Annotated in this window: 11 protein-coding genes and 1 pseudogene; 5 read left to right on the top strand and 7 right to left on the bottom strand. The window is 71.9% G+C overall.

What is annotated here, in order from left to right; genetic code table 11:
- Window positions 1-70: 70 nt before the first annotated feature.
- The 4 genes from J5V16_RS19170 to J5V16_RS19155 form a co-directional block, all read right to left on the bottom strand.
- A complete protein-coding gene (locus J5V16_RS19170; protein ID WP_208498579.1) occupies window positions 71-646 on the bottom strand; it encodes a GNAT family N-acetyltransferase in 576 nt (191 codons plus the stop codon).
- Window positions 636-2,129, bottom strand: coding sequence for an APC family permease (locus tag J5V16_RS19165; RefSeq protein WP_208498578.1), 1,494 nt, complete (start codon window positions 2,127-2,129; stop codon window positions 636-638). The genes J5V16_RS19170 and J5V16_RS19165 overlap by 11 nt, the downstream gene beginning before the upstream one ends.
- A 51-nt stretch (window positions 2,130-2,180) precedes the next feature.
- Entirely contained in the window at window positions 2,181-2,852 is a 672-nt protein-coding gene (locus J5V16_RS19160; RefSeq protein WP_208498577.1) for a GPP34 family phosphoprotein, read from the bottom strand.
- A 246-nt stretch (window positions 2,853-3,098) separates the two neighbouring features.
- Window positions 3,099-5,480 carry a sialidase family protein gene (locus J5V16_RS19155; protein WP_208498576.1) on the bottom strand — a complete coding sequence of 794 codons (2,382 nt, stop codon included), beginning with the start codon at window positions 5,478-5,480 and terminating at the stop codon, window positions 3,099-3,101.
- Between the two features lie 334 nt (window positions 5,481-5,814).
- Between J5V16_RS19155 and J5V16_RS19150 the strand changes: the two genes are divergently transcribed.
- A complete protein-coding gene (locus J5V16_RS19150) occupies window positions 5,815-7,737 on the top strand; it encodes a glycoside hydrolase family 3 protein (protein ID WP_208498575.1) in 1,923 nt (640 codons plus the stop codon).
- Between the two features lie 4 nt (window positions 7,738-7,741).
- On the opposite strand, the gene J5V16_RS19145 is transcribed toward J5V16_RS19150, so the two are convergent.
- On the bottom strand, window positions 7,742-8,302 hold the full coding sequence (locus J5V16_RS19145) for a DinB family protein (protein ID WP_208498574.1): 561 nt from the start codon (window positions 8,300-8,302) through the stop codon (window positions 7,742-7,744).
- A gap of 141 nt (window positions 8,303-8,443) precedes the next feature.
- Here J5V16_RS19145 and J5V16_RS19140 point away from each other — a divergent pair, with 141 nt between their 5' ends.
- A complete protein-coding gene (locus J5V16_RS19140) occupies window positions 8,444-9,592 on the top strand; it encodes an erythromycin esterase family protein (RefSeq protein ID WP_208498573.1) in 1,149 nt (382 codons plus the stop codon).
- Here J5V16_RS19140 and J5V16_RS19135 read toward each other — a convergent pair.
- Both J5V16_RS19135 and sigJ read right to left on the bottom strand, forming a co-directional pair.
- Window positions 9,587-10,711: an NAD(P)/FAD-dependent oxidoreductase gene (locus tag J5V16_RS19135; protein WP_208498572.1), complete on the bottom strand. Its 1,125-nt coding sequence runs from the start codon at window positions 10,709-10,711 to the stop codon at window positions 9,587-9,589. The genes J5V16_RS19140 and J5V16_RS19135 overlap by 6 nt on opposite strands.
- Before the next feature lie 59 nt (window positions 10,712-10,770).
- On the bottom strand, window positions 10,771-11,613 hold the full coding sequence (gene sigJ / locus J5V16_RS19130; RefSeq protein ID WP_208498570.1) for an RNA polymerase sigma factor SigJ: 843 nt from the start codon (window positions 11,611-11,613) through the stop codon (window positions 10,771-10,773).
- 60 nt (window positions 11,614-11,673) lie between these two features.
- On the opposite strand from sigJ, the gene J5V16_RS19125 reads away from it, so the two are divergent.
- The 3 genes and pseudogenes from J5V16_RS19125 to J5V16_RS19115 all read left to right on the top strand — a co-directional run bounded on the left by J5V16_RS19125 (window position 11,674) and on the right by J5V16_RS19115 (window position 13,516).
- Entirely contained in the window at window positions 11,674-12,408 is a 735-nt protein-coding gene (locus J5V16_RS19125) for a YqjF family protein (protein WP_208498568.1), read from the top strand.
- A 37-nt stretch (window positions 12,409-12,445) separates the two neighbouring features.
- A pseudogene (locus J5V16_RS19120) lies at window positions 12,446-12,676 on the top strand (alpha/beta fold hydrolase); the annotation flags it as partial.
- Between the two features lie 228 nt (window positions 12,677-12,904).
- Window positions 12,905-13,516, top strand: a complete 612-nt coding sequence (locus tag J5V16_RS19115) for a hypothetical protein (protein ID WP_208498564.1) — start codon at window positions 12,905-12,907, stop codon at window positions 13,514-13,516.
- Window positions 13,517-13,782: the final 266 nt, after the last annotated feature.

The raw sequence follows: 13,782 nt of genomic DNA, 5'->3' as shown, positions 1-13,782 counted from the left end.
ACGACACGAGAATGGCCCTCCCGATACCGGCGAGGTATCGGGAGGGCCGAAGCGCAGCGCGGGATGAGGCCTATCCTCCCGCGGGACGCCACATCGGGTAGAGCGGCGGGCCGCCCGCGCCGATCGGGAACGGCTCGCCGTGCGGCCGGTAGCCCAAGGACGCGTACAGGGCCGCGGTGCGCGGCGACACCGCCTCCAGGTATGCGGCCGTACCGGACTCATCGAGTCCCTTGTGGATGTCGCGGAACAGGTCCGCCGCGATGCCGCGGCCGCGCGCGTCGGCGCGCACGCCCACGAGCGCTACGTACAGGTGCGGCTCGGCCGGGTGCTGCTCTGCCAGGATCCGGTCGAGCTCGGCGAACGCCTCGTAGTGCCGCCCGCAGGCCGCGCGCAGGCGCGCGTCGTAGTTGGGGATCGGCGGCTCGTCCTTCGTCCGGTCGAACCAGACGAGCGCACCCTCGGGCGCATCGCCCGGCCCGGTGGTGAGCACGCCGCCGTGGGCCAGGGCGTGCTCGACCACGATCGCGAACTGGCCTCCCACGGCCGCAACGCGTTCGACCGGGTCCTCGACGAGCCAGACTGCAGTCGGCACGTCCACGAAGGCCTCGCCGATCATCCCCGCCACGGGTGCGGCGCTAGCGGCCACCGGCCACTCCCACCGGTTCGGACGCCTCGGTCACGAGCGCGGCCTTCGCGCCGTGCCCGATCCCGGCGTACACGTCCGGCCGCCCCCACTTGAGGTACGCGCCCCAGGCCGCGCCGAGGACCGCCAACCCCGCGAACAGGATCGGGACGAGCGCCGGCAGCGTCGACCCCTTCTCGACACCCAGCAGTGTGTGGAAGTGCAGCACCGAGAGGTACAGCACCCACAGCAGCGCGACGACCGCGAGCACCGGCGCGATCCTGGTGGCCCACAGGGACTCACCGCGCCGGTCGCGCGCGAAGTACACGACGACCGCGACCGCGCACGTCGCGATCAGGGCGAGCAGGCCGATCCCCGCCGACGTGCTCATGTAGAAGAACAGATGCACGAGCGGGTCGAGGCCCAGGGCCGCCCAGGCGATGATGACCACGCCGCTGACGACGGTCTGGGTGAGCGAGGCGGCAGCCGGAGAGGAGGTGCGCGGCGAGGTGCGGCCCAGCCACGCGGGCGCGACGCGCTCGCGGCCGAGCGCGAACAGGTAGCGCGCGGTGGTGTTGTGGAAGCTCAAGGCGGCGGCGGTGACCGAGGTCAGCAGCATCACCTCGCCGATGACCGCCCACGGGGCGCCGAGCTGGTCGCCGGCGAGGGTGAACATGAGCGAGGGGTCCGCGATGGCGGCTTCCACGACGTTGTCCGCGCCGACGGCGGCGATGATCGACCACGACGAGGCGATGTAGATGAACGCGAGGATGCCGACGGTGGCGAGGGTGGCCCGCGCGACCGTGCGGCGCCGGTCCTTCGCCTCCTCGCCGTAGACGGTGGGCGATTCGAACCCGATGAAGCCGGTGACCGCCAGTGCCAGCATGGCCCCGGCCGCTTCGCCGCCGAGCGTGGACGGCGACATCGCCGCGAGCGGGACGCCGTCGGCGGCGTTGGCGAAGTTCGAGGCGCTGAACAGCAGGATCACGGCGATCTCGACGAGCAGGAGGATCGCCAGCACCTTCGCGTTGATGTCGACCGCGCGCGTGCCCAGGAGACCGATGAGGAGCCACGCGACGAGCGCGCAGGCCCACCACGGCGCGTCCAGGCCCATCCGGGCCATGACGCCCTCCGCGGTGAGTCCGAGCAGGCCGAAGAGGCTGATCTGCATGGCGCAGTAGGCGGTCGCCGCGACCCATGCGGCCGCGACCCCGGGGATGCGGCCGATGCCGCGGGCGATGAACGCGTAGAACGCGCCCGCGTTCGTGATGTGCCGCGACATCGTCGTGTAGCCGACGCTGAAGAGCCACAGGCAGGCGGCGATGATGAGGTACCCCAGCGGGATGCCGATCTGCCCGGCCAGGGCGAACATGACGACGACGCCGCCCGCGATCACCGTCAACGGCGTCGCGGCGGTCAGGGAGAAGTGCAGCAGGCTCAGGGTGCCGAGCTTGTCGCGCGCCAGGACGGCTTGCACCGCACTGGGGCGTGAGGAGGGAGCGGGCATGGGGACTCCTTCTTCGGTTGACGGGGAGTTGCGGGCGTCGGGGAACGGGTGTCAGCGGCCGCCGGTGATGGCGATGTCCGCCACCGTCGCCGCCAAGTGCGCCAGGACGGCGCGCAGCGGGGCCGGCAGCGCCTGCCGCCGCTGTCCGGCGTACACGCGTGCGCCGGAAGGGAACTGGTGGTAGAGCGGCTTGGCGAGCCCAACGGCTTCGGTGAGCGCCAGCAGGAACGCGTCCTCCACGGAAATAGAGGGCTCCGAAGTGGACAGATGGCGGCGCAGCCGCGAGAACACGGCGTTCGCGATGAGCGCGTCCGCCGGCTCGTAGCCGACCTCCACGCGCTGGCGCCACCGCGACCGGTATTCGCGGCGGACCATGATGCCGAGCATGACCATGTGCTCGGCGGTCTTCGTGTACACGTCCGCGGCCGAGAGGAACTCGAGCCAGTCGCGCACGCTCAGGCTGGTGCGCTCCGCGCGGACGTGCTCGACCAGCCACAGCGCCAGGGAGTCCGAGGGCGGCCGGAACCGCTCGTCGAAGCACAGGAGGTCGACGCCCTTGTTCGCCCACACCGTCAGGTGCTGCGAGAGCACCAGCTCCGCGAGGAGCGCCGCACCGATGCCCAGTCCGGTCACGCGGGTGCTCGTGGCCGGCTTGTACACGTCGTCGAGGGAGGTGATCAAGAGGGTGTCGTAGACCAGACGAGTGGAAGGCGCGTCGGGCACCGGAAGTAGTCCTTCCTATACAGGGCTATTCATGCGATTACCTTACCGCTGCCATTCAGGCGTTCGTATTGGGCATTACCGACAGTTCATGCCAGCGGACCGTTTACTGTGTGGAAGCGTTGCCGCGCCCCAGGCGTCGCACGCCGCGATGAAAGAAATGCGCCGGCCGTGGGACCGAACGGTGGTCCCGCGACCGGCGCGATCGCTCCCCAGAGAGCGTCCAACGGGGTGCTGAATGGACAGTCGTTACTCCGCGATGTCCCCGTAGACGAGACCGCGGCCGTTGGTGGCGATGTAGACCCGGCCGTACACTTCCGGGTCGCCCGAGATCGCCTTCCCGGTCCAGGCCCACTGGTGCGCATCGTCGTTCACGCGCTGCCAGCTCAGGCCTTCGTCGGTCGAGCGCCAGATGCCGCGCTTGCCGCCGGCCTTCGCGGACGTGAAGATCGCCGGGTACCCGCGCCGCCCGCGGCCCTTGCCGAAGCCGACCGCGTCGGCCTCCTCGAAGTCACGGATGCGCCGCCACGACCTGCCGCCGTCCGTGGACCGCCACATCCCGTACACCCCATCGGTCTTGCCGCCGGTGAGCCACAGGTGGCGCCGCTTCCCGGGCACGGCCCGGAAGTCGACGTTCCCCTCGGCCGGCAGCCCGGTCGCGGGGGTCGCGGCGAAGGTCGTGCCGCCGTCGACGCTCGCGTAGAACACGCCGGACGCCAAGGCGTACAAGCGGTTCGGGTCAGAGCGGTCGGAGCGCACGAGCGCCCCGGCCGGGAGGCCCTCGACCGGGGTCCAGGTCTGGCCGAGGTCGGTGGAGTACACGGGCGCGGTGGTGCCGTTGCCGGGGGACCAGACGACGACCGAGCCGTCGGCGTTCACCGCGACGCTCCCGGCGTTGCCGCCGCCCGCGACCCCTTCGAGGCGCGCGGTGGTCAGCCACGTGGCGCCGCCGTCGGTCGAGACGCCCACGTGCCCGTCGGCGTCGCCCTCGACGTCGCCGGTGCCCACGACGACATCCGGGTGTAGCCCGGCGAAGTCGACGCCGCGGCCCGACGTCCAGTTCGGACGGCGGATCTGCGTCCCGGCCCGGCCGAGGTCGGTCTGCACGAACCCGCCGAGGTCGCCCATCGCCGAGACGAGCGTCCCGCCGAGCGCGGCGATGTCCTGGACCGCCGTCTCCTCGAGCCCTTCGGCCCGCACCGCGACCGTGAACGGCTCGACCGGCAGCGTGACCTGATGCCCGGCCTCGGCGTCCCAACCGACGAGCGGGCCCTGGCCGTCCCATTCGGTCAGCCGCTCGGTGCCCCAGATCGTCGCGCCGGTGCCCCACATGATCCGGTCCGAGTCGTGCGGGTCGATCGCGAGCGCGTCGATCATCCAGCCGTGCTTGACGGCGTAGGCGGGGCCGTCGTCGGTGTGCCCGAACGACAGCCACTCGCTCCCGGAGGCGTCCATGGTGAACCGGTCGGTGCGCGCGGGCGGCCACGACCAGTTCGCGTCCCACACGTAGTCCCAGCTGGTCTCCCACGTCTGCCCGGAGTCGGTGGAGCGGTAGATGATCTCGTCTGGCCACCAGTTGTTCTGCGTGGCGGCCATGAGCGTGCCGGGGCGCTTGCGGTCGACGGTGAGGCCGCCGAACCCGGGGATCGCGCCGATCGGGTTGTGGCCCGGGGTGACGTCGGTCCACTCGCCGGTGGCGAGCGTCAGGCGCTGGACCGAGCCGCCGCGGCCCGAGGCGGGCGCGCCGTTGTATGGGCCGGGATCCCAGCCGGTGACGATGAACAGGTGGCCGTTCTCGTGGTCGAACGCGGCCTGCTTGGGAATGGTGCGGTTGCCGTCGGCCGTGCCGAGGGCGGCGGCCGCGCCGGGCACGGCCTGCCAGGTCGCACCGCCGTCCGAGGAGACGTAGAGCGGGTCGTCGGGGTCGGCGACGCCGACGAAGGTCCGCCCGCCCGCGAGGTCGAAGTCGATCCAGACGACGCCCTGGTTGTCGTCGGAGTAGTCGCTGCCGGGGTCCTGGACGAAGTTCCCCGCGTTCGGGAACGACTCGACCTTCGCCCAGGTGCGGCCGAAGTCGGCGGACTTCCACAGCCCGTTGCCGTTCGGGGTGCCGAGGTACAGGTTCGCGTTGTCGGCCGGGTCGACGGCGAGGCGTTCGCCCATGCCGCGGCCGGGCATGTTGCCGCCCTGCTTGAACGGCAGCTCGGCGACGCCCCATGTGGCACCCTTGTCGTCGGAGTAGAGGACCGCGCCCGGGCTGGGGTCCCAGTCGTTCGTGTAGGTCCCGACCGCCGCGTACACGCGGTTGGTCTCGACGGGGTCGGTGGCGACCGAGACCACGCCTGTCCAGCCCCACTGGTCCCAGCCGATCCAGTCGAGCAGCGGCAGCCAGGACTGGGTGCCCTCCTGCCAGCGGTAGAGGCCGCCGATGTCGGTGCGGGCGTAGATGAGGTCGGGCTCGGTCTCGTTGAAGACGATGCCGGGGACGTAGCCGCCGCCGTTGACCACGGCGTTGCGCCAGGTGTAGGCGTCGTCGCAGCGGCGGGAGGTCGCGGCCGCGGCCGCGCCGGGAACGGCGGTGGCCGCCACCGCGGCGGCGCCGAGGGAAGCGGTGAATGTGCGTCGTCGCACGAGTGCTCCTAGGGGACAGAGGGAAGTGAGGGTTTTCGGCCCGTGGGAGCGGGCCGCCGGAGGGTTAGTTTGGAGACCCAACATAACAGGGGGCGGTCCACCCCGCAATACGCCGGCGAAACCTTTTCGGTCCGTCCTGCGGTACATGACATGTGCCATGTCATGTACTACTCCCGGCCGCGATCGAGCGGCGGTCGCCGACTCCCGTCGGTGCCACGTGCCATGTCACGTACTACCCCGTGCGCCTCCCGGGCCACTGGACATGGGAGCGCTCTTCCACTACAGTCGAGTCAGGTTGGGGCCGTAGTCGATCGCTCATCCCTCAAGGAGCCCCATGGGCGCACACCTGCCCGCCGTCCTGCGCCGTCCGGCCGTCCTCTGGACCGCCCTCATCGCCGCATTGGCGGCCGCCGTGATCACCGTGCTGGTGGTCGTGCCGGCCGGCGGCGGGCGCGGGGCGTCCTATCGCGACGCCGACGCCGAGGTCGCCGACCGCGTGGCGGATCTGCTCGGCCGCATGACGATCGAGGAGAAGGTCGGGCAGATGACGCAGGTCGCCGTGCCCGCGATCGAGCGGATCCCGGCCGACATCGGCCTGCTGGGCATCGGCTCGCTGCTCAACGGCGGCGCGGAAGCCCTCCACGACACCCCCGAGGGCTGGGCCGCGATGATCGACGGCTTCCAAAGGGAGGCAATGGAGTCGCGCCTCGAAATCCCGCTCGTCTACGGCATCGACGCGGTGCACGGCAACGGCGCCCTCCCCGGCGCGGTGGTCTTCCCGCACAACATCGGCCTCGGCGCCGCGCACGACCCGGACCTCGCCGCTCAGGCGGCGGCGATCACCGCCGCCGAGACCCGCGCGACCGGTGTGCACTGGACGTTCGCGCCGTGCGTGTGCGTGGCCCGCGACAACCGCTGGGGCCGCACGTACGAGTCCTACGGCGAGGACCCGGGCCTGGCCGCCGAGTACGCCGGGCCGGTCGTGCAGGGCTACCAGGGCGAGGACCTGGCCGCGAACACGAGCGTCCTGGCCACCGCGAAGCACTTCGTGGGCGACGGCGGCACCGCGTACGGCACCTCGACCACCCCGAACGACCTGCTCCCGCCGGGCTCCACGTACCGCCTCGACCAGGGCGTCACCACCCTCACCGAGGAGGAGCTCCGCTCGATCCACTTGGCGCCCTTCCAGGCAGCGGTGGACGCGGGAGTCGGCTCGGTGATGGCCTCGTTCTCCTCCACCGACCTGGGCGAGGGCCCGGTGAAGGCCCACGCCGACTCGTACCTCGTCAACGAGGTCCTCAAGGGCGAGCTCGGGTTCGACGGTTTCGTCGTCTCCGACTGGCAGGCGGTGGACCAGGTCAGCGACGACTACGCCGAAGCCGTGCGCCTCTCGATCAACGCCGGGGTCGACATGGTGATGGTGCCGTTCGAGTACCGCCGCTTCATCGACACACTCGTGGCCGAAGTGGACAACGGCGGGGTGAGCGAGGAGCGGATCGACGACGCGGTCGCCCGCATCCTCACGCAGAAGTTCGAACTCGGCCTGTTCGAGCAGCCGTTCGCGGACGCCTCCGGTGCGGGCGACATCGGCTCGGACGCGCACCGCGAGGTCGCCCGCCAGGCCGCGGCCGCGTCGCAGACGCTGCTGCGCAACGAGAACGACCTCCTGCCGCTCGCCGGCGACGCGTCGGTCTACGTGGCCGGTTCGGGCGCCGACTCGCTCGGCCGCCAGCTCGGCGGCTGGACCGCCTCCTGGCAGGGCTCGGTCGAGGCGGTCACGGAGGGCACCACGATCCTCGAGGGCATGGCGGCGGTCGCGCCCGACGCGGCGATCACGTTCAGCGAGAACGCTTCCGAGCCGATCGGGGACGCCGATGTCGGCGTCGTCGTGGTCGCCGAGGACCCGTACGCCGAGGGCATCGGCGACGAGGGCGTGGGCGTGCACGACATGCGGGTGTCCGATGCGGACGCCGCCGCGATCGACACTGTCTGCGCCGCAGTCGACTGCGTGGTCATCGTCGTCTCCGGCCGCCCGATCGAGCTCACGTCGCATCTCGCGGAGGTCGACGCGCTCGTGGCCGCGTGGCTGCCGGGTAGTGAAGGCGCGGGCGTGGCCGATCCGCTGTTCGGCGCGGCGCCGTACGGGGGTCGCCTGCCCGTCACGTGGCCGCGCGCGAACGACCAGGAGCCGATGAACGTCGGCGACACCGCCTACGACCCGCTGTACCCCTTCGGGTTCGGACTGGCGACCGCGTGAGCGGTCACCGCTCCCGGTCGCGGTAGAGGTCGCGGAGGAGGCAGATCTCGGCGCCGTGGGCCATCACCTCGCGGTTGAGGTGGAGGACGAGGGCCGCCATGGAGTCGTCGGCGAACCAGGCGCCCTTCGGTCCCAGCGGCCGCTCGACGGCCGCGGCGTCGAGCGCCCGCACGCCGTCGCGCCAGTGCGCGTAGGCGGCCTCGACCATGGCGATCGCGTCGGCGGCGGTGCCGGGCAGCGGGTCGGGCCACAGCCGCAGGTCCCACATGTCCGCGTCTTCGAGGCCCTCGTGGGGGCCGAAGAACGCGCGGGCGCGCACGCCGAGCACGTCTCGTCCGATGTGGACCATGCGCCAGGCGATGGTGGTGACCGGCGGCGGGTCGGGGGCCGGGTCGGCGTGCTCCATCTCGAGCGCGCCGTCGGGGCCGGCCCGCAGGCTCCAGCAGTCGGCGACCGGCTCCCACAGGTACTCGTCGTCGGTCATCCCCTCCAGCCGCGGCCGCAGGTGGAAGTCCCAGTAGAACTCGAGCTGCCCGAGGATGAGTCCGGGCCATTGCACTGCCATGCCCCGACCTTAGGGCAGCGGACCGACACCGGCCGCGCCGCCGACACGACGATTCGACCGCCGGTTGAGACTCCGCGGCGCTCCGCCGAGCCCGGACCCGTTGCAAGTCTCAACCGATCTTTCAAGGTTATGTTTGAGGCCATGACTCAAGACATTCGCGACTTCGTCAACGACTCCCACGACCTGGTGGCCCTCGGCGAGCCCGACCACCGCGAGCCCGCGTTCGCCGAGATCCGCAACGAGCTGTTCGCGCAGCTCGCCGAGCGCGGCTTCCGGTCCATCGCGTACGAGTCCGACCGGGCGGCCGGCCTCCGCGTCAACGCCTACGTCCAACATGGAGTCGGCACCCTCGATGAGACGATGGCCGAAGGCTTCTCGCACGGCTTCGGCGCGTTCCCGGCGAACCGGGCGCTGGTCGAGTGGATGCGCGAGTACAACGCGGACCGGCCCGAGCCGGAGCGACTCGCGTTCCACGGCATCGACGCGCCGTTCGAGTTCACGGCCGAAAGCCCCCGCCGCTATATCGAGCACGTCCGCGACTATCTGGGACTCGACCTCGATGTGGCGGGTCTCGCGGGGGAGGACGAGCGGTGGAGCAGCATGGAGGCCGTCACCGATCCGGTGCGGTCGCCCGGCGACGGTCCGGAGGCGATGCGGCTGCGCGTGATCGCGGACGACCTGCTCACCGAGTTGTACGCCCGCGCCCCCGAGCTCGCCGCGGGCGCTGCGCGGGTCCGCTGGGACGAGGCCCGCGTCAACGCCACGACCGCGCTGGCCCTGCTCCGCTACCACCGCGAGGCGGCCCGGTCGGGGGAGGACGCGCGCCGGTGGAGCCGCCTGGGCGCGGTGCGGGACGCGGTGATGGCCCAGAACGTGCTCGACATCCGCTCGCTCGAGGCCGACCGCGGGCCGACGCTCCTTTATGGCCACAATCTGCATCTGCAGCGGAGTGCGAGCCGGATGTCGATGGGCGGCATGGATTTGACGTGGTTCGGGACGGGCGCGATCCTGGCGTCGCTGCTGGGCGACCGGTACGCGTGCATCGTCGGGAGCCTCGGTCGCAGCGACGGGATCGGGCTGCCCGCCCCTGACCCGGGGACGCATGAGGGCCGGCTGCAGGGGCGGATCGAATCGTGGGGGCTCGTCGCCGCCGCGGGCCTGCCCGCGGCGGCCGAGCGCACCGACATCGCGTCCCCGCAGGGGCCGTTCCCGCTGGACCGGGCGGTGCTGGCGGGCGCCGACGCGGTCCTGCACGTGAGCGAGGGCCGCGCGCCGGCACCGGCGTCATGACGCGAGGCGGTTGCGTCGGCCCCCGGTCCGGCCGGTCATGCGGGCCGGGATCGCGCGCTTCGACCGGTAGAACTTGAGGGGGCTCGAGCTGACCGCCTCCTTGTACGCGATGGCGGCCCTGCCTTTGAGGTACCAGCGGCTAGGGGTGTCGTCGGGGTGCGTGAACTGGATGACGGCGTCCTTGCGGCCCAACGAGACCGGTTGGTGGATATAGCCGAAGCGGAAGGGCTTCGGGTCTTTGCCGCGCAGCCGTCGGGTGATCGACTCGGCGGCGTGCGCGGCCGAGGGGATGCCGCTCTGGCAGGTGCCGTGGACGACGCCGTATCCCTGCCGGATCGCGGCGGCGTCGCCGATGGCGTAGACCTCGGGGTGCGAGACCGAGCGCAGGCCGGGGTCGACGAGGACCCGGCCGAGGTCGTCGGTCGCGATCCCGGCCTGCGCGGCGAGCGGCGCGACCCGCACCCCGGTCGTCCACAGTGTCGTGTCGGTCGGCAGCCGTTCGCCGCCTTCGAGTACGACCGCGCCGGGCCGCACTTCGGCGACGGTGACGCCGGTGCGGACGTCGACGCCCAGCCGGTCGAGGGCGCGTCTCAAGTGCGCTTTCGCCTTGGGGCCCATCATCGATCCGGGTTCGCCGCGGCTGAGGAGCCGCACCCGCATGCGCGGGTAGGCCTCGGCGATCTCGGTCGCGGCCTCGATGCCGGTGAGCCCGGCCCCGCAGACGGTGAGGGTGCCCTCGGGGTGCTCGCGCAGCCGCTCGGCGAGGGACGGGTCGTCGATGGTGAAGGCGTGCTCGACCCGCCGGGTCGAGCTGCCGATCGCGTAGACGAGGAAGTCGTAAGGGAGTGCCCGGCCGTCGTCGAGCGCGACCTTGCGGGCCTCGGCGTCGATGGCGGCGGCCCGGCCCTCGACGAACCGGATGCCGGCGGGCGCGGCGAGGTCCGAGATTCGGTGGACGCCGAGCGCCTGCCCGGCCGCCGCCTGGTGCTGGCGCAGCCGCTCGTCGAAGCGGTCGGTCGGGTTGAGGATCGTGACGCGCGCGTGCCTGCTGCGGCGGGCGATGCCGTGGGCGGCCATCATGCCGGTGTAGCCGGCGCCTATAACGAGGATGTCAGTCATGCCCCAAGGACGAGACGGCCCCGCCGAACGTGAGGAACAGTGACGACCGTCACGATTCCTTAGATCGCGACCAGCTTCTCAGGGTTGCTGACCAGGTGGATCTCTTCCACCACGCCGTCCACCAGGTACAGCATGACCACCGCCGCGGCCGCCTCGCCCGACCGGACCACGATCGCCGGGCCGCCGTTGACCTCCGCGAACTCCACGCGCGGCGCCTCGGGCATGCGCCCCGCGAACGTCACCAGCGCCCGCGCCACCAGCTCCAGGCCCTCGATGATCTTGCGCGGCGCCGGGGCCAGCCCGCCGCCGTCGCACACCAGCGTCACATCGGGCGCCAGGATCGCCATCAGCCCCGCCAGGTCCCCGCCCGCCGATGCCTCCATAAAGGACTTCGCGGCGCGGCGGCGCGTCACCGGATCGGTGTCGTACCGCCGCCGCCGGGACTCCACATGCTCCCGCGCCCGCATCGCCGTCTGCCGCACCGACGCCTCACTGCGATCCAGGATCTCACCGATCTCCTTGTGCGAGTAGCCGAACGCCTCCCGCAGCACGAACACCGCCCGCTCCAGCGGCGACAGCGCCTCCAGCACCAGCAGCATCGCCGACGACACCGTGTCCGCCAGCGCCACATCGTCCGCCACGTCCCCGCCCGTGGGCACCGGCTCCGGCAGCCAAGGCCCCACATAGGACTCCCGCCGGACCTGCGCCGACCGCAACCGGTCGATCGCCAGCCGCGTGGTCACCTTCACCAGGTACGCCGTCGGATCCTCCACCGCGCCCGCGTCCACGCCGTTCCAGCGCAGCCACGCCTCCTGCACGACGTCCTCGGCGTCCGTCACCGTCCCCAGCACCCGGTACGCCACCGCCTGCAGCAGCCCGCGCCGGTCTTCGAAGATCTCCACGGCCGCAGCGTAAGCGCCGAACCTCCGCGCGCACCAGCCCGGCCCTGCGATCCTGGAGGCATGCACCCGCCCGAACCCGTCACGCCCGAGCCGCTCCGGCCCGTCACCCGCCCCCTGCTCACCCAATCCTGGCTCGACCTCGCCTTCCTCCACTGGGCGATCGACCCCGACGACGCCGCCCGCCTCCTCCCGGCCGGCACCGTCCCCGACACGTTCGGCGGCGCGACCTATGTCGGCCTCGTCCCCTTCCGCATGTACCGCGTCGGCTGGTTCAACCTGCCCGGCATCCCCTACCTCGGCACCTTCCCCGAGACCAACGTCCGCCTCTACACCGTCGACGAGCAGGGCCGCCGTGGCGTCGCCTTCCGCTCCCTCGACGCCTCCCGGCTCCTTCCCGTGCTCGCCGCCCGCACCGGCTTCCGCCTCCCCTACGCCTGGTCCCGCATGCGCCTCCACTCGCGCGGCGACACCCGCACCTACATCAGCGCCCGCCGCTGGCCCGGGCCCCGCACCGCCCGCTCCCGCATCACCCTCCGCATCGGCGCACCCGTCACCGACCCCACCCCGCTCGAGCATTTCCTCACCGCCCGCTGGGGACTCCACCACACCGTCGCCGGCCGCCTCCGCTACCTCCGGAACGTCCACCCGCGCTGGCCCCTGCGCCGCGCCGAACTCCTCGAATGCGACGAGACCCTGCTCGCCGCAGCGGGGCTACCCGGCCTCAGCGGCCCACCCATGAGCGTCCTCTACTCGCCGGGCGTCCCGGTCCGCTTCGGCCGCCCCGCGAACGCCTGAACCGCGCCCTGCGCCGGCGTGCGGCACCGTGGACCCCATGAGCGACTTGCATTGGCACGACACGGGATCGGGCCGGCTTCCCGTCTTCCTCCACGGCGGCTTCCTCGACCACCGCATGTGGGAGGACCAGATCCCGGCCTTCGCCGCCGACCACCGCGTCATCGCCCCGGACGCCCGCGGGCACGGCCGTTCCTCCAACGCCTCCGGCCCGTACCGCCACGGCGACGATTTCGCCGCCCTCCTGCGCCACCTCGACACCGGGCCCGCGACCCCGACGTGGTGCGCCGCCTCTACGAGATGATGCGCGCCTCTCGTCCCCGACCCGCACTAGGCCGTGCGTCGGGGAGCCGGTCGATGACGGGCGACCCGGTTCTGTCGGATGGGCGACAGTTACCGCGCTGAAAGCCGAAATTCCGTGGAAATGCCGGGATTCGTTGGGGCGCACTGGATCGGTGCACGGACCCCGCAAGGGCCGGGAGGTCGCTACGCTCAGCTCATGAGCAGGGAGTCCTCCGCGTTCCTCATCTTCCTGGGCACCGCCGCGGGCGTCGTCAGCGCGGTGGTCGCCATCATGCAGCTGCAGCAGGCCGCTCAGCAGGACGCGAACACGCCGCAGGACACCGACACCGGCGGGTGGTACGGCGACGAGGACTACGAGACCGAGGCCGTCGACACCTCCGGCTGGGTTCAGGTCCAGACCTACCAGGTGTCGCTGCCGAACACCTGGGAGGACGGCGAATGCCTTGAGCTGCAATTCGACCTGGACGACGCCGGGGCCTCCGAGTCCACCGTCCACGGTGAGTACGCGGACTGGGCCGACCTCACCTGGTCCTCGTGCGGCGGCGGGTACTGGGGCTACGCGTACGGGTTCACCTCCTCATCGACCACCGTCGTCGCCGGCGGGAGCCAAGACGCCGCCAGATGCGCCGACGGGATCGGGACCGGCACCTACCTCGAACTCCCCGCGAACCCCAGCGACCCCACCACCGACGAAGGCTGCCTGTACACCACCGCCGGGCACATCGCCTCGGTCACCGTCGACTCCCTGTCATGGAACGGCGCGACCGCCGAAGGGCGGCTGAACATCACCCTCTGGAGCCAGGCCTAGGGGGTGCAGAGAAGCATCTTGCTCCCGCACAACAGATGCAACAAGTCGGAGCCCCGCCGGCAAATCGGTGCTGGTGACCCCGGTGGGCAGCAAATGCAGTGCAATGCCCGCGCCTGCTCGCAGAGGCCGCAGTCGCGTGCCCGCCGGACCGAGTCATGAACCCCGCATGCTCGTTTCGTTGAACATCGTGCGAGCCAATCTACGCCACCCCGCCGCGCGCGCCCGCGAATCCGTCGAGGGCCTTGCATCCGCACCCCAGAATGGGC

Origin of the sequence: Glycomyces niveus (assembly GCF_017592475.1) — a bacterium.
GTDB lineage: Bacteria > Actinomycetota > Actinomycetes > Mycobacteriales > Micromonosporaceae > Glycomyces > Glycomyces niveus.
The sequence above is the reverse complement of the archived record's forward strand: the minus strand, read 5'-3'. Positions and strand labels throughout refer to the sequence as shown.

What these genes read in the sequence shown, in the direction of transcription:
- J5V16_RS19165 (WP_208498578.1), bottom strand. Translation starts at nt 2,129, where the DNA reads ATGCCCGCTCCCTCCTCACGCCCCAGTGCGGTGCAAGCCGTCCTGGCG.
- J5V16_RS19150 (WP_208498575.1), top strand. Translation starts at nt 5,815, where the DNA reads ATGGGCGCACACCTGCCCGCCGTCCTGCGCCGTCCGGCCGTCCTCTGG.
- J5V16_RS19145 (WP_208498574.1), bottom strand. Translation starts at nt 8,302, where the DNA reads ATGGCAGTGCAATGGCCCGGACTCATCCTCGGGCAGCTCGAGTTCTAC.
- J5V16_RS19140 (WP_208498573.1), top strand. Translation starts at nt 8,444, where the DNA reads ATGACTCAAGACATTCGCGACTTCGTCAACGACTCCCACGACCTGGTG.
- J5V16_RS19135 (WP_208498572.1), bottom strand. Translation starts at nt 10,711, where the DNA reads ATGACTGACATCCTCGTTATAGGCGCCGGCTACACCGGCATGATGGCC.
- J5V16_RS19125 (WP_208498568.1), top strand. Translation starts at nt 11,674, where the DNA reads ATGCACCCGCCCGAACCCGTCACGCCCGAGCCGCTCCGGCCCGTCACC.
- J5V16_RS19115 (WP_208498564.1), top strand. Translation starts at nt 12,905, where the DNA reads ATGAGCAGGGAGTCCTCCGCGTTCCTCATCTTCCTGGGCACCGCCGCG.